The organism is Polymorphobacter multimanifer (assembly GCF_014205635.1).
GTDB lineage: Bacteria > Pseudomonadota > Alphaproteobacteria > Sphingomonadales > Sphingomonadaceae > Sandarakinorhabdus > Sandarakinorhabdus multimanifer.
Genome location: NZ_JACIIV010000011.1, coordinates 91,997 through 109,741, shown reverse-complemented (window position 1 = coordinate 109,741; position 17,745 = coordinate 91,997). Strand labels below are relative to the sequence as shown.

17 protein-coding genes are annotated in these 17,745 nt (G+C 67.4%); 4 read left to right on the top strand and 13 right to left on the bottom strand.

Annotation, left to right across the window (positions count from 1 at the left end):
• Positions 1-11 precede the first annotated feature (11 nt).
• From FHS79_RS08935 to FHS79_RS08895, 9 genes are all read right to left on the bottom strand, one after another.
• The gene (locus FHS79_RS08935; RefSeq protein WP_184198548.1) at positions 12-644 is read right to left on the bottom strand and encodes an SURF1 family cytochrome oxidase biogenesis protein; all 633 of its coding nucleotides are present in this window, start codon (positions 642-644) and stop codon (positions 12-14) included.
• Positions 641-1,003 (bottom strand): DUF983 domain-containing protein, encoded by a 363-nt coding sequence (locus tag FHS79_RS08930; protein ID WP_243452777.1) that lies wholly within the window; start codon positions 1,001-1,003, stop codon positions 641-643. Before FHS79_RS08930 ends, FHS79_RS08935 begins: the two co-directional genes overlap by 4 nt.
• On the bottom strand, positions 996-1,829 hold the full coding sequence (locus FHS79_RS08925) for a cytochrome c oxidase subunit 3 (RefSeq protein WP_184198542.1): 834 nt from the start codon (positions 1,827-1,829) through the stop codon (positions 996-998). Before FHS79_RS08925 ends, FHS79_RS08930 begins: the two co-directional genes overlap by 8 nt.
• A 107-nt stretch (positions 1,830-1,936) precedes the next feature.
• Positions 1,937-2,494 carry a cytochrome c oxidase assembly protein gene (locus FHS79_RS08920; protein ID WP_184198539.1) on the bottom strand — a complete coding sequence of 186 codons (558 nt, stop codon included), beginning with the start codon at positions 2,492-2,494 and terminating at the stop codon, positions 1,937-1,939.
• On the bottom strand, positions 2,491-2,691 hold the full coding sequence (locus FHS79_RS08915; RefSeq protein WP_184198536.1) for a hypothetical protein: 201 nt from the start codon (positions 2,689-2,691) through the stop codon (positions 2,491-2,493). The genes FHS79_RS08920 and FHS79_RS08915 overlap by 4 nt, the downstream gene beginning before the upstream one ends.
• Positions 2,688-3,617 (bottom strand): heme o synthase, encoded by a 930-nt coding sequence (locus FHS79_RS08910; RefSeq protein ID WP_184198533.1) that lies wholly within the window; start codon positions 3,615-3,617, stop codon positions 2,688-2,690. Before FHS79_RS08910 ends, FHS79_RS08915 begins: the two co-directional genes overlap by 4 nt.
• Before the next feature lie 48 nt (positions 3,618-3,665).
• Positions 3,666-5,318, bottom strand: coding sequence for a cytochrome c oxidase subunit I (ctaD, locus tag FHS79_RS08905; RefSeq protein WP_184198530.1), 1,653 nt, complete (start codon positions 5,316-5,318; stop codon positions 3,666-3,668).
• An 11-nt stretch (positions 5,319-5,329) separates the two neighbouring features.
• Positions 5,330-6,304 (bottom strand): cytochrome c oxidase subunit II, encoded by a 975-nt coding sequence (coxB, locus tag FHS79_RS08900; RefSeq protein WP_184198526.1) that lies wholly within the window; start codon positions 6,302-6,304, stop codon positions 5,330-5,332.
• Positions 6,305-6,447: 143 nt separating this feature from the next.
• On the bottom strand, positions 6,448-7,266 hold the full coding sequence (locus tag FHS79_RS08895; RefSeq protein ID WP_184198523.1) for a crotonase/enoyl-CoA hydratase family protein: 819 nt from the start codon (positions 7,264-7,266) through the stop codon (positions 6,448-6,450).
• A 32-nt stretch (positions 7,267-7,298) separates the two neighbouring features.
• Here FHS79_RS08895 and FHS79_RS08890 point away from each other — a divergent pair, with 32 nt between their 5' ends.
• Positions 7,299-7,838 carry a (2Fe-2S)-binding protein gene (locus tag FHS79_RS08890; RefSeq protein WP_184198519.1) on the top strand — a complete coding sequence of 180 codons (540 nt, stop codon included), beginning with the start codon at positions 7,299-7,301 and terminating at the stop codon, positions 7,836-7,838.
• On the opposite strand, the gene FHS79_RS08885 is transcribed toward FHS79_RS08890, so the two are convergent.
• From FHS79_RS08885 to FHS79_RS08875, 3 genes are all read right to left on the bottom strand, one after another.
• The gene (locus FHS79_RS08885) at positions 7,810-8,973 is read right to left on the bottom strand and encodes a collagen-binding domain-containing protein (protein WP_184198642.1); all 1,164 of its coding nucleotides are present in this window, start codon (positions 8,971-8,973) and stop codon (positions 7,810-7,812) included. The genes FHS79_RS08890 and FHS79_RS08885 overlap by 29 nt on opposite strands.
• A gap of 88 nt (positions 8,974-9,061) precedes the next feature.
• On the bottom strand, positions 9,062-10,015 hold the full coding sequence (locus FHS79_RS08880) for an NAD(P)H-dependent flavin oxidoreductase (RefSeq protein WP_184198517.1): 954 nt from the start codon (positions 10,013-10,015) through the stop codon (positions 9,062-9,064).
• Positions 10,012-11,445 carry an aldehyde dehydrogenase family protein gene (locus FHS79_RS08875; protein ID WP_184198514.1) on the bottom strand — a complete coding sequence of 478 codons (1,434 nt, stop codon included), beginning with the start codon at positions 11,443-11,445 and terminating at the stop codon, positions 10,012-10,014. Before FHS79_RS08875 ends, FHS79_RS08880 begins: the two co-directional genes overlap by 4 nt.
• A gap of 161 nt (positions 11,446-11,606) precedes the next feature.
• Here FHS79_RS08875 and FHS79_RS08870 point away from each other — a divergent pair, with 161 nt between their 5' ends.
• Genes FHS79_RS08870 through FHS79_RS08860 form a run of 3 tightly spaced genes read left to right on the top strand, consistent with a single transcriptional unit; the run spans position 11,607 to position 16,133 of the window.
• The gene (locus FHS79_RS08870; RefSeq protein WP_184198512.1) at positions 11,607-12,989 is read left to right on the top strand and encodes a TolC family protein; all 1,383 of its coding nucleotides are present in this window, start codon (positions 11,607-11,609) and stop codon (positions 12,987-12,989) included.
• A complete protein-coding gene (locus tag FHS79_RS08865) occupies positions 12,989-14,758 on the top strand; it encodes an ATP-binding cassette domain-containing protein (protein WP_243452776.1) in 1,770 nt (589 codons plus the stop codon). Before FHS79_RS08870 ends, FHS79_RS08865 begins: the two co-directional genes overlap by 1 nt.
• Positions 14,759-14,777: 19 nt before the next feature.
• Positions 14,778-16,133, top strand: a complete 1,356-nt coding sequence (locus FHS79_RS08860) for an HlyD family type I secretion periplasmic adaptor subunit (protein ID WP_184198509.1) — start codon at positions 14,778-14,780, stop codon at positions 16,131-16,133.
• Here the strand turns inward: FHS79_RS08860 and FHS79_RS08855 are convergent, their stop codons facing one another.
• The gene (locus FHS79_RS08855) at positions 16,134-17,720 is read right to left on the bottom strand and encodes an ABC transporter substrate-binding protein (RefSeq protein WP_184198506.1); all 1,587 of its coding nucleotides are present in this window, start codon (positions 17,718-17,720) and stop codon (positions 16,134-16,136) included. It lies immediately after the preceding gene.
• Positions 17,721-17,745 lie beyond the last annotated feature (25 nt).

The window sequence follows — 17,745 nt, the reverse complement described above, 5'->3', positions numbered from 1 at the left end:
CCACCAGCCGCTCACCCCGGCAACGCCTTCGCCCGCCGCCGCAGCACCAGCCCATAAATCGCCAGCATCGCCGCCGCCAAGCCGAACCACTGTCCTGCATAAGCAAGGTGATTGTCCGGCAAGTCCCGCGCCGAAGGCAGTCGCGAAGGCTGCAGGCCGGGGATGGCGGTCGTCGGGATCAGCATGAAGTGCGGGCGGTCGGGCTCATCGCCATAAGGGCGTTCGATCACCAGCCCTTCGAACATCGTGTCGACGGTATAGCTCGCCTCCATGGCGCGGGCACTTCGCGTCCATCCCGCCACCACCACGATATCGGGCGGCTTGTCGTTCGGCCGGCACGAGACGAGCACCAGAAAGCCGCCCTGCCCACTGCGGTTGCTGCCGCCCTTCAGGTCATAGGGACGGACCGTCCCCGGACGGCAGACATGTTGCGCGCGGCGATATTGCACGCTCCTGAGGCCGACCATGCTCTCGTAGAAGTCGGTCGGCCCCAACAGCGGCTGGTCGGGAGCGGCCTCCAGCTTGGTGACAAGATCGGCCTTCCACGCCGCGCGCTGCAGCTGCCACACGCCAAGGCTGACCAGAAAGGCGGTGAGCGCAAAAACCAGCAGCGTCGCCAGAATCGGCACACGCCGTGCCGTCATTGCCGCCCCTCGCGCGCGTCCTGCTGATACTCGATTCCCAGCAACACGCCCTTCGCCAGCCGCATCAGCCCGAGCGAAAGCCCTAGCGTCAGCGGGAGCCACAGCAGCGCATGCACCCACCAGGGCGGCTCGCGGCTCAACTCGAGCCACAACGCCAGCCCGGTGATGACAGCACCCACGATCAGGATCAGGAAGGCCGCCGCCCCGTCGCCCACATTGAAGCTGGAATAATCGAGCCCGCATGCCGTGCACGCCGGCGCATAAGCCACCGGCCCGGCAAAAAGCGCGCCTTCGCCGCAGCGCGGGCAGCGGCCTCGCAGGCCATGCTGCACCGCACTGCGAGGCGGCAGATCAGCCAAACGCGGTCTTGAGTACGGCGGCGCCGAAGTTGGAGCCCCACACATAGATGGCGATGAACAGGAACAGCCACACCACATCGACGAAGTGCCAGTACCAGGCCGCCGCCTCGAAGCCGAAATGCTGCTTCGAGGTGAAGTCACCCTGATAGACGCGCGCCAGGCACACCATCAGGAAGATCGTCCCCACCACGACGTGAAAGCCATGGAAGCCCGTCGCCATATAGAAGGTGGCGCCGTAGATGCTGCTGTCCATGCCGAAACTGGCATGATGATACTCATAGGCCTGCACCGTCGAGAAGAGCAGACCCAGCGCCACGGTCAGCCACAGCCCCTGCTTCAGCCCCTTGCGGTCATCATGGATCATCGCATGATGCGCCCAGGTGACGGTGGTGCCCGAAAGCAGCAGGATCAGCGTGTTCAGCAGGGGATAGACGAACGGATCGAGCACCTCGATGCCACTCGGCGGCCACACCCCGCCCACCGTCTCATGGCTCGATGGATAAAGCGCAGCGTTGAAATAGGCCCAGAACCAGGCAACGAAGAACATGACTTCCGACGCGATGAACAGGATCATCCCGTAGCGGTGGTGCAGCTGCACCACTGGCGTATGGTCGCCGCCATTCGCTTCGCGAACCACCGAGCGCCACCAGAAATAGAAGCACGCCACCACGCCGCCCATGCCGGGCCAGAAGGCCAGCTGCCCCCAGGCCATCTCGTGCATCCAGCCAATCGCACCCGCGGCCATCACCAGCATCGCGGCGGACATCGCCAATGGCCACGGCGAGGGATTGAGAATGTGGAAATCGTGCGTCTTGCCGCCGGCCATTGTCAGCCCTTCCTGATCATCATGTCTTGCTCGCGCTCGCGGCGTTCTGCCGCAACTGCGAAGTGGGTGTCGCTTACGCCGCCCGGATACCCGCTGTCCAGCACCCGCTAATCCGCCTGCGGGAAGAAGGTGTATGACAGCGTGATCTCCGAAATGCGGTTGGCGCTCGGATCATCGAGGATCGCCGGATCGATATAGTAGATGACCGGCATCTCCACCGTCTGCCCCGGTGCCAAGGATTGCTCGGTAAAGCAGAAACACTCGATCTTGCGGAAGTATTGCCCCGCGGTGTCGGGCGACACATTATAGGTCGCCCGCCCCACGATCGTCTTCGCACTCGTGTTGGTCGCGGTATAATAAGCGAGCGCCTTCTCGCCGATCTTGATGTCGTTGGTGATCTGCCTGGGCTTGAACCGCCACGGCAGCCCGGCAGCGGTGGTGGCATCGAAACGGATGCGAATCATCTGCCCGCCAAGCGCCTGCACGCGCGCCGCATCGGGCAAGCTCGATGCATCGGCGCGGCTCACCGTGCCATTATAGCCCGTCACCTGGCAGAACAGCCGGTAGAGCGGCACCGCCGCATAGGCCGCCCCGATCATCGACACCGCCCCAAGCGCAGCCAGCCACCCCGTCCGGCGCTTGGCAATCTCGAGCTGCGTCGTCATCGGCCGTCCCAGCCCGGCTTCTGGGCCTGCAGCTTTGCCTGAACCTCACCCGAGGGCGGCACCATCCGCACCATGGTGATGCCGAAGAACAGCACCGTCAGCGCGGCCAGCAAGATCCCCAGCGCCAGGTTGCGCGAGCGCCGCCGCGCGTCGAAGGCCGCGCGCTCGGCGGCGCTCCACAGAGCAGGATCGGTCATGCCAGCCACACATCGGCGACAAGCGCGCCGAACAGCGAGGCCAGGTAGAACAGGCTGAACTTGAACAATCGCTTCTCCGCGAACATCTCGGCCGAGGAGACGGACGTGCTGCGATACACCTGCACCGCAAAGGCAATGAACAGTGCTCCGGTGAAAATCGCCGTCGATCCATAGGCCCAGCCCGCCAGCCCGGTGATCCCCGGCAGCGGCACCAGCGTGCAAGCGACCAGCGCGAACGAATACCAGAGGATCTGCCGCCGCGTTTCGGCAAGTCCATGCGTCACGGGCAACATCGGCACCCCGGCCTTGGAATAATCGGCTTCCATGAACAGTGCCAACGCCCAGAAGTGCGGCGGGGTCCACAGGAAGATGATTCCGAACAGCACCCAGGCCATCAGCGGCGTGTCTCCCGCCACCGATGCCCAGCCCACCAGCACCGGAAACGCCCCGGCAGCACCGCCGATCACGATGTTCTGCGGCGTGCGGCGCTTGAGCCACATCGTGTAGACGAACACGTAAAAGCCGATCGAAACCGCCAGCCACGCCGCAGCGACCCAGTTGAGCGCCAAGCCCATGATCATGACGCTGCCCACCGACAGCACGATCCCGAAGGTCAGCGCCTCGCCAGCAGCAAGCCGGCCGGCGGGAAGCGGGCGGTTGGCCGTGCGCTTCATCAGCGCGTCGATATCGGCCTCATACCATTGGTTGAGCGCACCCGCGGCACCGGCCGCCACCGCCACGCACAGCACCGACACGAACGCCAGGAACGGATGCAGCTGGCCGGGGGCGGCCACCATCGCGCAGGCGGCCGTGAAGATGACCAGGGTCATCACACGCGGCTTGAGCAAGGCAAAGTAATCGCGCCAATCGGCGAATGCCGTCACCGGAGCCGTCGAAAGCGGCTCGCTGGTCTGTGCTGTGTTCATAACCCTATCCGCAGCGGCAGGAGGCACCGCCCCCTGCCGCCCACGGCCTTATTTGATGACAGGCAGCGTCTCGAACTGGTGGAACGGCGGAGGCGAGCTCAGCGTCCATTCCAGCGTCGTGGCGCCTTCACCCCAGTAATTGCCTTCCACCCGGCGACGGCTCGAAAGCGAGACGACGAGGTTGAGGAAGAAGATCAGCATGCCCACACCCATCACGGCATAGCCGAACGAGGCAATCTGGTTCCAATAGGCATACATCTCCGGATAGTCGGGAATGCGGCGCGGCATGCCATCGGCACCCAGGAAGTGCATCGGGAAGAACATGATGTTCACGCCGATGAAAAACACCCAGAAGTGCAGCTTGCCGAGGAACTCGTTGTAAGGCTTGCCGCTCATCTTGCCGAACCAATAATAGAAGCCGGCAAAGATGGCGAATACGGCGCCCAGCGACAGCACATAGTGGAAGTGCGCCACCACATAATAGGTGTCGTGGAAATAGGTATCGACACCACCATTGGCGAGGATGACACCCGTCACGCCACCGACGGTGAACATGAAGATGAAGCCGATCGCCCAGAGCATCGGGGTCTCATAGGTCATCGAGCCGCCCCACATCGTTGCGATCCACGAGAAGATCTTGATGCCGGTCGGCACCGCGATGATCATGGTGGCGGCAGTGAAGTACATCTTGGTGTTCACATCCAGACCGGCGGTGAACATGTGGTGCGCCCACACCAGGAAGCCGATGAAGCCGATCGCCACCATGGCATAGGCCATGCCCAGATACCCGAACACCGGCTTCTTCGAGAAGGTGCTGATGATCTGGCTCACCATGCCGAACCCCGGCAGAATGAGGATGTAGACCTCGGGGTGGCCGAAGAACCAGAACAGATGCTGGTAGAGAACCGGGTCACCCCCGCCATCGGCCGTGAAGAAGTGCGTGCCGAAGTTGCGGTCGGTCAGCAGCATGGTGATGGCACCCGCCAGCACCGGAAGCGACAGCAGCAGCAGGAAGGCGGTCACCAGCACCGACCACACGAACAGCGGCATCTTGTGGAGCGTCATGCCCGGTGCGCGCATGTTGAGAATGGTGGTGATGAAATTGATCGCCCCAAGAATCGAGGAGGCACCTGCGATGTGGAGCGACAGGATCGCCATGTCGACGGCAGGTCCGGGATGGCCCTGCGTCGAGAGCGGCGGATAAACCGTCCAGCCCGTACCCGCGCCGTTAAAGCCCGCAGGCCCCTCGACGAACATCGACCCGCACAGCAGCAGGAACGAAGGCACCAGCAGCCAGAACGACACATTGTTCATGCGCGGGAACGCCATATCGGGCGCGCCGATCATGATCGGCACGAACCAGTTGCCGAAGCCGCCGATCATCGCGGGCATCACGGTGAAGAACACCATGATGAGGCCATGGCCGGTGATGAACACATTCCACAGATGATAGCTGGCATCGAGATTGCCGTCGGTGAACCAGGTCAGATACTGGATCCCCGGCGCCGCCAACTCGAGCCGCATGATGCCCGAGATCGCTCCGCCGATCGTGCCGGCGATGATCGCGAAGATCAGGTAGAGGGTGCCGATGTCCTTGTGATTGGTCGAGAACAACCAGCGCTGGATGAAGCCCAGCTTGTGGTCGGCGTGGTCGTCATGCGCATGGTCCTGGTGGCCAGCAAGCGCGCTCGGGTTTGCCATTGTCGTCCCTCTCAAGCGGCAGGTGCTGCGGCAGGCGCCGCGGCAGTGGTGGCGGCGGCAGGTGCCGCGGCAGGTGTATCGGTGGCAGTAACGGGCACCACGGCAGCAGCCGGCGCTTCGGCCAGCTCGGGCGTGATGCCGTTCTCGGCCTGTTTGGCAGCGATCCAGGCATCGAAACGCGGCTGGCTCACCACCTCGATGGCGATCGGCATGAATGCGTGCTTGGTGCCGCAAAGTTCCGAACACTGGCCGAAATACACGCCCTCGCGCTCGACCTTGAACCAGGTTTCATTGATGCGGCCAGGCACGGCGTCCATCTTCACCCAGAAACTCGGCATCGCGAAGCTGTGCATCACGTCCGATGCCGTGGTCAGAATCTTAACCGTGGCCCCCACCGGCACCACGACGCGATTGTCGGTGTCGAGCAGCTTGGGGCTGCCGCGTTCCGCCGATTCGGTATCGGTCAGCATCACTGCATCGAAGCTGAAGCCGCCCTGGTCGGGATACTCATACTCCCAATACCATTGATGGCCCGTTGCCTTGATCGTGAGGTCGGCCGCGGGCGGATCATATTGGTCGGCCAGCAGCCGGAAGCTTGGCACCGCGATGATCGCCAGCAGCAGCACCGGCGCCGCCGTCCAGATGAACTCGATCGTGGTGTTGTGGCTGGTCTTGCTCGCCACCGGATTGGCCGAAGCGCGGAAGCGCCACATGGCATAGAGCAGCAGGATCAGCACGAAGATCGCTACTGCCGCCATCATCGGGTTGAGCAGGTAAAAGGTCAGGTCATACGCCTGCCGACCAAGCTCGGTGACCGGCGCCTGCATGTCCCAGCCACCCAGCGGCTGGCCATAGGCTGCATCGGGCGCCACATACACGGGGCCGGCAGAGGGAATGGCGGTGGTCGTCACCGTCTCGACCGGCGCTGCCACCGGGGCATCGGTTTGCGCTCGCGCAGCCATAGCCCAGCCTGCTGCCAGGGTCATCGATGAGAAACGCAGAGCGCGCGAAAGAGTGCGCATAAAGGCCCTTCGAAAATCGAGGCCGGACTATCCGGTCTTTTGCTGGGCCGTCTATGACGCGATGCAGCGCAGCGGGCAAGCGGCCTTGACGTCGCGCCCCCCCGATTTCAACCCTTCAAATCGGCAAAAGCCGCGTTCTGCCGCGCCATCTGCGCCTTCACCGCCTTGGGCACATCCTCGCCCTGCAGCATCGCGGCATTCCAGAGCGCCACATATTCCAGCCCATCCTCGATGCTGTGGTCGCGGCCATGGTTGAGCACACGCTTGATGCCCGTCACCGCCAACGGCGATTTGCCGGCAATCTCGTGCGCCATCGCCCGTGCGCTCGCCATGGCGGCGCCATGGTCTTCCTCGACCCGGTTGAGGAACCCCCAGTGCTTGGCTTCCGCCGCCGCAAAGCGCCGCCCGGTATAGGCGAGCTCGCGCACCAGCCCCTGCGGCAGCAGATGCGGCAGCCGCTGCAGCGTGCCGACGTCGGCAACGATGGCGATGTTCACTTCCTGCACCGTGAAGAAGCAGTTCTCGGTGCCGATGCGGATGTCGCACGCCGTGACGAAATCCACACCGCCGCCGATGCAGCCGCCCTGCACCACCGCGATCACCGGCACCCGGCAGCGATCGACGACGTTGAACGTCTCCTGCATCTCCAGAATATGCCGGCGAAACGCCTCGCGCGCCCGCCCCGCATCGGCATCCGGGTCATGGCCCGTCGCCCCCGCCCAGCCCAGGTCGAGCCCCGCGGTGAAGTGCTTGCCGCTCGACGCCACGATCACGGCGCGGATCGAAGGCTCGGCGTCGATCGCCTTGAACACCTCGATCAACTCGGTCCAGAACGCCTTGTTCATCGTGTTGAGTTCGGCCGGTCGGCACATCGTCACCTCGGCGATCGGCCCCTCGACGCGATACTCGAGCGTGGTCAGTTCCATCTTGGCATCCCCTCGGCTACAGGCTTGTTCGCATGACGCGCTTCACCATCAACAACTCGCCGGTCGAGTTCAAGCTTTCTCCCGACACGCCGCTGCTTTGGGCACTGCGCGATGCCGCCAACCTCACCGGCACCAAATATGGTTGCGGCGCCGGGCTGTGCGGCGCCTGCACCGTCCATGTCGATGGCATCGCCACCCGCTCATGCCAGGTCACCATCGGCGCGCTGGAAGGCACCTTCGTCACCACGATCGAAGGCCTGTCGGACGATCGCTCACACCCCATCCAGCAGGCCTGGATCGCCGAGCAGGTTCCCCAGTGCGGCTTCTGCCAGTCAGGCATGATCATGGCGGCGGCAGCACTCATCAAGGCCAAGCCCGAGCCGACACCCGCCGATATCGATGCGGAGATCACCAACCTCTGCCGTTGCGGCACCTATCCGCGCATCCGCCGCGCCATCATCCGCGCCGCACGCGGAGACTTGCCGACGCCGCTGCCGGGGCCGGACACGGCGCCCGGCGAAGCCGTGCGACTGGCTCCCAGCCTCAGGCCGCGGCAACCACCGACCGGATGACACGCCGGCGCCGCATCGTGGCGCCCACCAGACCGAAGCCGGCGATCATCATTGCCCAGCTCGCGGGCTCGGGGATCGGCTCCATCAGGATGTTGCCGCCGGCATAGGTGCCGAGATGGATTTCGGCACTCTGCGTCGCACTCTTGCCGATCACGCTGCCCTCGAGGACCTGGGTGATGTTGAGCGCCGCGTTCACTGCAAGCACGCTGCCATGAAACTGCCGGTTGAAATTGATCGCAGTGGCTTCGACGAAGTTCCAGATGATCCACGGGTTCAGGTCGCGCGGATTGATGGTGCCGGTGACAGCATTGGCATTCCAGTCGATCGTCCCCGTGCCGAGCACATTGATGACGATCGGCTGCACCGGCCCGACGAGGTTGAAGGCAATCTGGTTGCCGACGTCGGCGGCGTTGATGGTGAACAGCGCATACCCGTTGCTGCTGTCGGCAACGTTGAAGATTGCCCCCTGCCCGCCCTGGGTGATGGTGTTGGGGTTGCCCTCCCACTCATAGGCCGCAAGCTGCGACGAGAGCGCGGTGAAGCCCGCGATCAACGCCGAGCGTTCCGCCGTCAGCGAATTGACCAGTGGCTGGGTGAAGCTCGGGCCCAGATTGGCACTCAGCGTGGCACCGTTGAGGTTGAAATTGCCCGACGTGGCACCACCCACCTGGATCGTCGATCCCGAAGATCCGTTGACGTTGCTCGCGGAACCACCAACCTTCAGCGTCGCATTCTGCGCGTTCATGTTGAGGTTGCTCAGATTGCCACCAACGGTCACTCCGGCCGGCGTCCCCACATTGCCGCTGCCACCGTTCGAGCCATTGTTGAGCTGGCCGCCAAGATTGGCATTGCCCACGACCGTCAGCGTCGGCCGCGACGACACCGCGCCGCCCTGCGAGCCATTGCCGATGCCCCAATTGGCATTGCTGTTGGCATTGCCACCGATGAAGGTCTTGCCCTCTACCTCCTGGCCCGATGAGCTGTAGTCATTGAAAACCATGAGGTTCAGCTCGCGCATCGCCTGCAGGGCACCAGCGGCCGACGAATCGAACGCCACAACTGCATGCGCCGGCGCAGTCGCCAGCAGTGCGAGGGAAACAGCAACGGCAGACGTCGTGGCGAATCGCGAAACCATGAACAACTCCTTAATTCATGTGCCGCGATAACGTAATGGCAACATTTCATCAAGCAGTGTTTACGGCTGTTAACCTGTTTACGTTTGCTTACAATTTGGAAAGCATTCCCATCGTCGCCTGCGCTTCTGCCAGCAGCCGCCGAACGATCTCGCCCGCCGGCAAGATCTCGTGGATTGCCCCGCCGCCCTGCCCTGCCGCCATGCACTGCAGCGCCGGATTCACATCCTCGACCACGCCGCCGATCGGCCCCAGCAGATTGTGCTGCATCGATCGCATCACCTGGCCCGCAAACGGCAGGGCGGGCTTGCCCTCCCATTCCTTCGTCGTCTCATTGGCAATGCAGCGCAGCGTCTTGCCGGTAAACGCCCGGCTGATCACCGTATCCGCCTCGTTCATCGCCAGGATCGCGTCCTTGTACGGCTGTCCTGCATGCGCCTCGGTGCTGGCAATGAAGCGCGTGCCCATCCACACCCCGGTGCATCCCATTGCCAGCGCAGCCACCAAGCCGCGCCCGTCGAAAAGCCCGCCGGCCGCCACCACCGGCACATCGACTGCATCGACCACCTGCGGCCACAGCGCCACGCTCGCCACCGACCCGGTGTGCCCGCCGGCCTCGGTCCCCTGCGCGATCACCACATCGCACCCGGCCTCCACCGCCTTCACCGCATGGCGCACGTTGCCCGCCATGCACATCACCACCAGCCCCGCCGCCTTTAATTGGTCGACAATCGCCACCGGCACCCCGAGCCCTGCGATGAACGCCTTGGCGCCGCCCTCGATGATCACCTCCACCGACGCCTTCAGCGACTCCGGCTGCGCCGTCAGCAGATCGACTCCGAACGGCTTGTCGGTCAACTCGCGCACCTGGGCCATCTGCCGCGCAATCTCCTTCGGGCTCAGCCCCGCCATTCCCAGCGACCCGAAGCCCCCGGCCTCTGACACGGCAGCACACACTTCGGCATAGGAAACGCCCCCCATGCCCGCCAGCAGGATCGGATGCTCGACGCCGAGCAGGTCGCAAATCGGTGTCCGCAGAGTCATTCCGCTGCCTCCAAACCCCAGCCGATGATGGCCTTGGTTTCCAGAAACTCCGCAAACGCATGCGGTCCCCATTCGCGCCCATTGCCCGATTGCTTGTAGCCCCCGAACGGGGCCGCGAGGTCGAGCCCCGCGCCATTGATGTTCACCTGGCCTGCCCGCAGCTGCCGCGCCACCGCCTTGGCCTTCTCGGGCGAACCCTGCACATAGCCGGCCAACCCATAGATGGTGTCGTTGGCCATCGCGATCGCCGCGTCCTCGCCCTCATAGGCCAGCATCGCCAGCACCGGGCCGAAGATTTCCTCGCGGGCAATCGTCATGTCGTTCGTCACATCGGCAAAGATCGTCGGCTTCACATAATAGCCCGTCTCCAGCCCCTCGGGCTTGCCGGGGCCGCCCGCCACCAGCGTAGCACCCTCGGCAATGCCCTTCTCGATCAGCCCCTGGATCTTGTCATATTGCGTCTGGCTCACCACCGGCCCCATCGCGGCATTGCCATCGGGCGATCCCACGGTCGTGCCCTCGGCGACCGATTTCGCAATCGCCTTGGCCTCTTCCATCCTGCCCGCCGGCACCAGCATCCGCGTCGGCGCGTTGCAAGATTGGCCTGAGTTCATCATCACCGCCTTGATGCCCCCGGTCACCGCCGCCGCCAGATCGGCATCCTCCAGGATGATGTTCGCGCTCTTGCCGCCCAGTTCCTGGTGCACGCGCTTCACGGTCGGTGCCGCCGCTCGCGCCACTTCCACGCCCGCCCGCGTCGATCCGGTGAAGCTCACCATGTCGACCTGCGGGTGCCGGCTCAGCGCTGCCCCCACAGTCGGCCCATCGCCATTGACGAGGTTGAACACGCCCGCCGGCACACCCGCCGCGTGCAGCACCTCGGCCCACAGGATCGCCGAGAACGGCGCGATCTCGCTCGGCTTGAGCACCATCGTGCACCCGGTCGCCAGCGCCGGCGCAACCTTGCAGGCAATCTGGTTGATCGGCCAGTTCCACGGCGTGATGAACGCACACACCCCGATCGGCTCCTTGGCGATCAGCGTCGTCCCCTGCATCTCGTCGAAGCTGTAGGTCTTCAGCACTTCCAGCGCCGTCATCACATGGCCGATTCCCAAAGCCGCCTGCGCCTGCATCGCCAGCCAGCCGGGAGCCCCCATCTCCTCGGTGATCGCCGAGGCAATCTCGGGCATCCGCTTCTGATATTCGGCGGCAATCGCCCCCAGCAGCTCGATCCGCTCGGCGCGGCTCGTCCGCGCATAGCCCGGAAACGCCGCTGCTGCCGCGGCCACCGCGCGGTCGACATCGGCCTCGCTGCCCAGGCTGATCCGCCCCGCCACCGCCTCGGTCGCCGGGTTGATCACATCGAGCGCATTCGGCACCGCCGGCTCGACCCACTCACCACCAATATAGAATTTCCGATAGTCGCGCATGGCATCCTCCCAAGGTTCGGTGGCGCCATCCTAGCACGCACATCAAGGCTGCCGAGCCGGTCTTTCCGAGAGGGTCACCGCAAAAGTCGCTGCACAATTCCGAGGTGAAGCATCGGCCCCAACCGCCGTTACCCAACGCGACCCCTGCACCGGAGCCCCTGATGCGCCTGCCGTTTTTCCTGCTGGCACTTGCCCTCTGCGCCCCGCTCGGCGCCCAGCAGCTCCGGCTGCCGCCTCCGTCGCAAACGGTGGCGACCGATCCAGCGGCCGACCCCTTCCTGCAGGCGCTCGCCGTGCGGGAGGCTGCCGCCACGGACGATTTCGCCGCGCGCATCGCCGAGGCCGTCCTCCGCCATCCGCAGAGCGGCATCGCGCAAGCCGGCACGGATGCCGCCGCCGCGCGCCGCCAGCAGCTGCGCAGCGCCATCTTCCCGCGCATCGAGGCCGCGTTCATCGGCGCCCGCGCCCTCGATCGGGATTTCTCCGGCAACAGCACCATCATCGAGAGCAGCATCCCGCGTGGCCGTGCCGATGCCCAGCTCATCGTCGAAGCACCATTGTTCGATGCCGGCGCCATCGGCCGCATCGCCGGCGGCAGCGCCCGGCTGCGCGCCGCCCGCGCCGATGCCGGCGCCACCGGGCTCGACACGGCACTCGAAGCCATTTCCGCCCATTACCAGCTGCTCGCCCTCGCCGGCCTCGCCGATATCGCCGCCGCGCGCGCCGAGCGCCACCGAACCATCCTCGATGCCACCAGCGAGCGCGTCCGCGCCGGCGTCGGCGCCGGCGGCGACATTCCCCGCGCCCAGGCCGGGCTCGCCCAGGCCGAAGCCGAAGCCACCCGCCTGCAGCGCGGCCGCGAGGGTGCAGCCGCCCGCTACACCGCCGCCTTCGGCCTGCCCGCCCCGCTCCTCCCCATGCGCCCGCAGCCCCCCGCCAGCCGCGCCACCAGCCCGGAGGCCGCAGCGGCGCTGGCGCAGTCGAGCCCCGCCGTCGTTGCCGCCGAAGCGGAAGCCGAGGCCGCCCGCGCCGATGCCCGCGCCACCGCGCGCGATCGGCTGCCCACGCTGGCCGCCTCGGTCTCGGGCACGCGCTACAATGTCTTCGATGCCGGCCCCAACCAGGAGGTGCGCGGCCAGCTCATCCTCCGCCAGGGCTTCTCCACCGGCGGTCTCGAAGCCGCGCGCACCCGCGAAGCCCAGGCCCGCGCCCGCGCCGCCGGCCATGCCGCCGATCTCGCCCGGCAGGAAGCGATCCGCGAGACCATCACCGCCCTTGCCGATGTGCAGGGCATCGACCGGCTGCGCGCCAACCTGCGCGCCGCCTATATCGCCGACCGCCAGACGCGCGACACCATGGCCGAGCAGGTGCGGCTCAGCCGCGGCGAGCTCCTCGAGCTCATCCGCGCCGAAGACGCCCTTGCCGCCAGTGCCGCCGCGCTGCTGCAGGCCGAACTCGAAACCGATCTCGCCCGCTTCACCCTCACCGCCCGCACCGGCGAGCTCGCCGCCGTGCTCGGCCTCCAGACCATGGATCCTCGCTGATGACCGCCCTTCCCGAGCATCGCCTGTTCGAAGCCGCAACCAAGGCCATGGACGAGGCCACGCCGCTGCCCGCCGTCACCCCGCCGCACTGGTTCTGGACCCCGCTCTGGCAGGCGCGGGGCCTGCTCGGCCAGGTCGCCATCGCCGCGGTCATCGTCAATGTCCTCGCCCTCGCCACCACCCTTTATTCGATGGCGGTGTTCAACCGCATCCTCCCCGCCGGCGCCAGCGCATCGCTCACCGCACTCACCCTCGGCATGATGCTGGTCATCGCCTTCGATTTCGGGCTTCGCACCGTGCGCGGCTATTTCACCGACATCGCCGCCCGCCATGTCGATCGCGCCGTCGGCGGCCGCCTCTTCGCAAGCCTCACCGATCTGCGCATGGCCGACCGCAAGGGCTCCGCCGGCCAGCTGTCAGGCCTGCTCCGCGAATTCGAGACGCTGCGCGAGTTCGTCGCCTCGGCCAGCATCACTGCCCTCGCCGATCTCCCCTTCCTGCTTCTCTATATCGCCATCATCGCCTGGCTCGCCCCCCCGCTCGCCATCGTGCCCCTCGTCACCTGCCTCGTCATCGGCGGCGTGGCGCTGGCCAGCCAGCCACTGCTCGATCGCATCGCCGCCGCCGGGCTCGGCCAGAACCTCACCAAGCAGTCGGTGCTGGTGGAAACCGCATCGGGCCTCGAAACCGTCAAGACCAGCCACGCCGCCCCGATGCTGGCACGGCGCTGGGCACTGGCAGTCGATCATCACGCCGCCCTGTCGCTCCGCCAGCGCCTTGTCGCCGCCCTCCCCGTCAACCTCGCCGCCACCGCGCAAAGCCTTGTCTATGTCCTCACCCTCGCCGTCGGCGTGGCGCTGGTGCAGGATCGCGCCATCAGCCTCGGCGCGCTCATCGCCGTCTCAATGCTCGCCGGCCGCTGCGTCGCCCCGCTCGCACAGGTCGCGGCCCTCGCCACCCGCCTCAGCCAGAGCCGCCAGGCCTTCCTCGCCCTCGATGCCCTCATTGCGCAAGGCGCCGAAGGCGATGGGCAGCTTCACCGCCTGCGCCGCCCGGTGATGGCCGGCCAGATCAGTTTTCGAAATGTCAGCTTCACCTATCCGGGCGCCCGGATGCCGGCGCTCGATGACGTCAGCTTCGACATCGCCCCCGGCGAGCGCGTGGCCGTGCTCGGGCGCACCGGCTCGGGCAAGTCCACCCTCACCCGGCTCATCCTCGGCCTCTACACCCCGCAATCGGGTGCCGTGCTTGTCGATGGCGCCGATGTCCGCAGCCTCCATCCCGACGATCTTCGCGGCAATATCGGTGCCGTGCTGCAGGATGTCGTGCTGTTCTCGGGCTCCATCGCCGACAATATCCGCCTCGAAGACCCGCTGGTCACCGATGCCGATGTCCTCACCGCCAGCCGCCTTGCAGGGTCCGATGGCTTCATCGGCGCCCTCCCCGGCGGCTACGATACCCCGCTTGCCGATCGCGGCGAGGGCCTGTCGGGCGGCCAGCGCCAGTCGATCGCGCTGGCCCGCGCGCTCGCTCGCCCCCGCCCGATGCTGCTCCTCGACGAGCCGACCAGCGCCCTCGACCAGGTGAGCGAAGCCGCCCTCATCGACCGGCTGGAAGACCAGCTCTCGGGCCAGACCCTGCTCATCGTCACCCACCGCCAGTCGCTGCTGCGCCTCGCCACCCGCGTCATCGTGATGGACGGCGGCCGCCTCGTCGCCTCCGGCCCGCGCGACGCCGTGCTCCACAGCCTCGGCCTCCCCGCCGCCTGAACCTTCGGAAAGCGCCCCCATGACCCTCCCCGCACCCCTGACCGCCTTCGGCCCGCCTGTCCTCCCGCCAGCCCTGCCCCTCGGTCTCGACCGGCTGCCCGATGATCTCACCCCCAGTGCGGCCGCACGCATCAGCTTCCGCCTCATCGTCGGCAGCCTCGCCGCGCTGCTCGCCTGGGCCGCACTCAGCCGCATCGAGGCAAGCGCCACCGCCCCCGGCACCGTCGTCCCCGCCGGCAAGCTGCAGACCGTCAGCCACCCCGAAGGCGGCACGCTCAAAGCCATCTTGGTCAAGCCCGGCCAGCGCGTCCGCGCCGGTGCCGTGCTGCTCCGCCTCGACCCCGGGCTCGCCGGCGGCGAGCTCGGCCGCAACGCCAGCGCCCGCAACGCGCTCGATGCCCGCATCGCCCGGCTGCGCGCCGAAGCCACCGGCCAGGCCCCGGTCTTCCCCGCCGCCCTCACCGTCGCCGCCCCCGCCCTTGTCGCCGCCGAACAGGCGGTCCACGCCGCGCGCATGGCGAGTTTCGCCAGTGCGGGCGGCGGCGAGGCCGCCTCGGTCGATGCAGCCCGCCGCACCCTCGCCGAAGCCGAGGCCGATGCCGCGGCGCGCACCGAAGCCAGGGCGCAGGCCGCCCGCGAAGTCACGCTGATGGCCAGCCTTGTCGAGAAAGGTCTCGAGCCCCGGATCAGCCTCGATCGCGCCCGCTCGGCGCTCGCCCAGGCCCAGGCCGGCGCCGATGCCGCCGCCGCCGCCATCGCCCGCGCGCGCGCCGGCGTCACCCGCGCCGGCGCCGGCCTCGCGGGTGTATCCCAGAACCAGCGCGCCGAAGCCGGCCAGGCGCTCGCCGCAGCGCTTGCCGAGCGCGCCGGACTCGCCGCCGGCCTGCCCTCGCTCGCTGGCCGCGTCGATCGCACCACCATCCGTGCAGCGGCGGACAGCGTCGTCAATCGCGTCCTCGTCAACACGCCGGGCAGCGCCGTCACTCCGGGCCAGGCCCTTGTCGAGCTGCTCCCGGCCGGGGAGCGCCTTGTCATCGACGCGCGGTTGAAACCCGCCGACATCGCCTTCGCCCATGCCGGCCAGCGCGCCACCGTGCGGCTCACCGCCTATGATTCCGCCGTGTTCGGCAGCCTCGACGGCACCGTGGAAGCCATCTCCCCCGATGCGATCACCGATCCCCGCACCGGCGAAAGCCATTACGATGTCCGCATCCGCCTGAAGGGCGCTGCCCTTGAAGATGCCGGCGGCGCCCCCCTGCCCATCGCCCCCGGCATGGTCGCCGAGGTCAGCCTGCTCGGCCAGCCGCGCTCGGTGCTCAGCTGGCTGCTCACCCCCTTCACCCGGCTCCGCCAGCAGGCGTTCCGGGAAAGATGATCAGCGCTCGGGCCGCCCCCGGCCGATGCGCGCCAGCGGATGCACCCCGCTGGGGTTGGCCACCCAGCCATAAAGCGTAGGGCTCACCAGCGCCCAGCGTGCCGCGGTGAACAGCGGAATGAACGGCGGCGCCGCCATCAACAGCGCTTCGGCCTGCGCAAGCGCTGCCGCCCGCTGGTCGGGCGCCAGCATTCGTGCAGCCACCAGCGCCGCATCCGCCGCCTCGTTGCAATAGCCGGTGCGCGTGCAGCGAAACCGGTCGAGCAGCGCCGCCGCATCGGCCACCGCCAGGCTCCTGTCATCCAGCGCCAAGTCGTAATCGCCCTTCTCGATCAACCCGCGCATCATGTTGGCATCGACGATCTGCAGCTGCAGCACGATGCCAAGCGGCCGCCAGTCGACCGCCACGCGCTCGGCCACCGCCGCATGCTCGCGCCCCGGCCGCACCAGCAGCCGCAACACCACCGGCGCCGGCGGCGCCAGCGTCATCGGTGGCGCCAGGGGCGACTCCGCCACCGGCGCCGTGTCCGATGCCGCATTCGCAGCCCCATTCGGCGCAGCCCCATTCGGCGCAGTCTCGTCCACCGGAGCCGGCGCCGTCACCGCAGCCCCGCCGCGGAGCGCCGCCGGCAAGATCCCGCCCTGTGGTGCAATCGCCGGCGTCGCAAAGCTGCGCGCCAGCCCGTCGCGGTCGATGCTGGCACTCAGCGCCCGGCGCAACGCCACATCGACAAGCGGACCCGACCGGCTGTTGATCCGCCAGCCATAGACGCCGTGCAGCGGCTCGACTTGCAGCGCCTCGCGCCGGCTTCCGATCCGCGCCGCAAACAGCCCAGCCAGCCCCTCGCCCACCACGATATCGGTCTTCCCGTCGCGAAACGCCGCCACCGCAGTCTCCACATCGGTCGCCGCCACACTGTGGATGCGCACCTCGGCCGGCCGCGCTTCGGGGCTCGCCGTCATCGCCCGGCGCTGCAGCACGGTCGTCGCATCACCCTCCACCGGCGCCTGCCGCGCATAGCGCGCCAGCGTCGGCGCCCCCGGCCGCCGCACCGACATTCCCGGCTCGGCCAGCCACTCGAGCAGCAGCGGCGACGGCGCATCGAGCCGAAACTCCACCACACGGCTGGTCGGCGCCATCACGCCGAGCTGCCGCGCGCTGCGACTCCCACCTGCCGCTCTCGCCACCGCCTCGGCCCCCACCAGCCCCGCCAGTCGGAACGCCCGCTGCGGCGCCGGCGGCGCTGCCGCCCTGCGAAACCCCGCCACCACGTCATCCGCGACCAGCGGCTTGTCATCGCTCCACTTGATCGGCCGCAACCGCAGGATCAGCGACTGGCCGGAATCGACGAACCGCCACGAAGACGCCAGCCCTCCCACCAGTTGCCCGGCATCATCGCGCTCGATCAGCGTCGTCGCCGTCAGCTCATCGGCCATTCGCCGCGCCAGTGGCCCCGCCACCTGCCCCCCGACCGCCGTCGTCTCGGCATCCAGCCCTACCACCGTCACATCGAGCGTGCTGCCCTCGGGCCGGTCCCCCGCACAGCCCGCAAGCAGCACCAGCAGCGGCAGCGCCGACCGCTTCATGGCTGCCGCTGCAGCAATGGGCGCT

Excerpts from the sequence above, each read along its gene's own strand:
- FHS79_RS08925 (WP_184198542.1), bottom strand. The coding sequence starts at position 1,829 with ATGGCCGGCGGCAAGACGCACGATTTCCACATTCTCAATCCCTCGCCG.
- FHS79_RS08855 (WP_184198506.1), bottom strand. The coding sequence starts at position 17,720 with ATGAAGCGGTCGGCGCTGCCGCTGCTGGTGCTGCTTGCGGGCTGTGCG.
- FHS79_RS08880 (WP_184198517.1), bottom strand. The coding sequence starts at position 10,015 with ATGACTCTGCGGACACCGATTTGCGACCTGCTCGGCGTCGAGCATCCG.
- FHS79_RS08875 (WP_184198514.1), bottom strand. The coding sequence starts at position 11,445 with ATGCGCGACTATCGGAAATTCTATATTGGTGGTGAGTGGGTCGAGCCG.
- FHS79_RS08890 (WP_184198519.1), top strand. The coding sequence starts at position 7,299 with ATGACGCGCTTCACCATCAACAACTCGCCGGTCGAGTTCAAGCTTTCT.
- FHS79_RS08920 (WP_184198539.1), bottom strand. The coding sequence starts at position 2,494 with ATGACGACGCAGCTCGAGATTGCCAAGCGCCGGACGGGGTGGCTGGCT.
- FHS79_RS08915 (WP_184198536.1), bottom strand. The coding sequence starts at position 2,691 with ATGACCGATCCTGCTCTGTGGAGCGCCGCCGAGCGCGCGGCCTTCGAC.
- FHS79_RS08885 (WP_184198642.1), bottom strand. The coding sequence starts at position 8,973 with ATGGTTTCGCGATTCGCCACGACGTCTGCCGTTGCTGTTTCCCTCGCA.
- FHS79_RS08870 (WP_184198512.1), top strand. The coding sequence starts at position 11,607 with ATGCGCCTGCCGTTTTTCCTGCTGGCACTTGCCCTCTGCGCCCCGCTC.
- FHS79_RS08895 (WP_184198523.1), bottom strand. The coding sequence starts at position 7,266 with ATGGAACTGACCACGCTCGAGTATCGCGTCGAGGGGCCGATCGCCGAG.
- FHS79_RS08865 (WP_243452776.1), top strand. The coding sequence starts at position 12,989 with ATGACCGCCCTTCCCGAGCATCGCCTGTTCGAAGCCGCAACCAAGGCC.
- FHS79_RS08860 (WP_184198509.1), top strand. The coding sequence starts at position 14,778 with ATGACCCTCCCCGCACCCCTGACCGCCTTCGGCCCGCCTGTCCTCCCG.
- ctaD (WP_184198530.1), bottom strand. The coding sequence starts at position 5,318 with ATGGCAAACCCGAGCGCGCTTGCTGGCCACCAGGACCATGCGCATGAC.
- FHS79_RS08910 (WP_184198533.1), bottom strand. The coding sequence starts at position 3,617 with ATGAACACAGCACAGACCAGCGAGCCGCTTTCGACGGCTCCGGTGACG.
- coxB (WP_184198526.1), bottom strand. The coding sequence starts at position 6,304 with ATGACCCTGGCAGCAGGCTGGGCTATGGCTGCGCGAGCGCAAACCGAT.
- FHS79_RS08935 (WP_184198548.1), bottom strand. The coding sequence starts at position 644 with ATGACGGCACGGCGTGTGCCGATTCTGGCGACGCTGCTGGTTTTTGCG.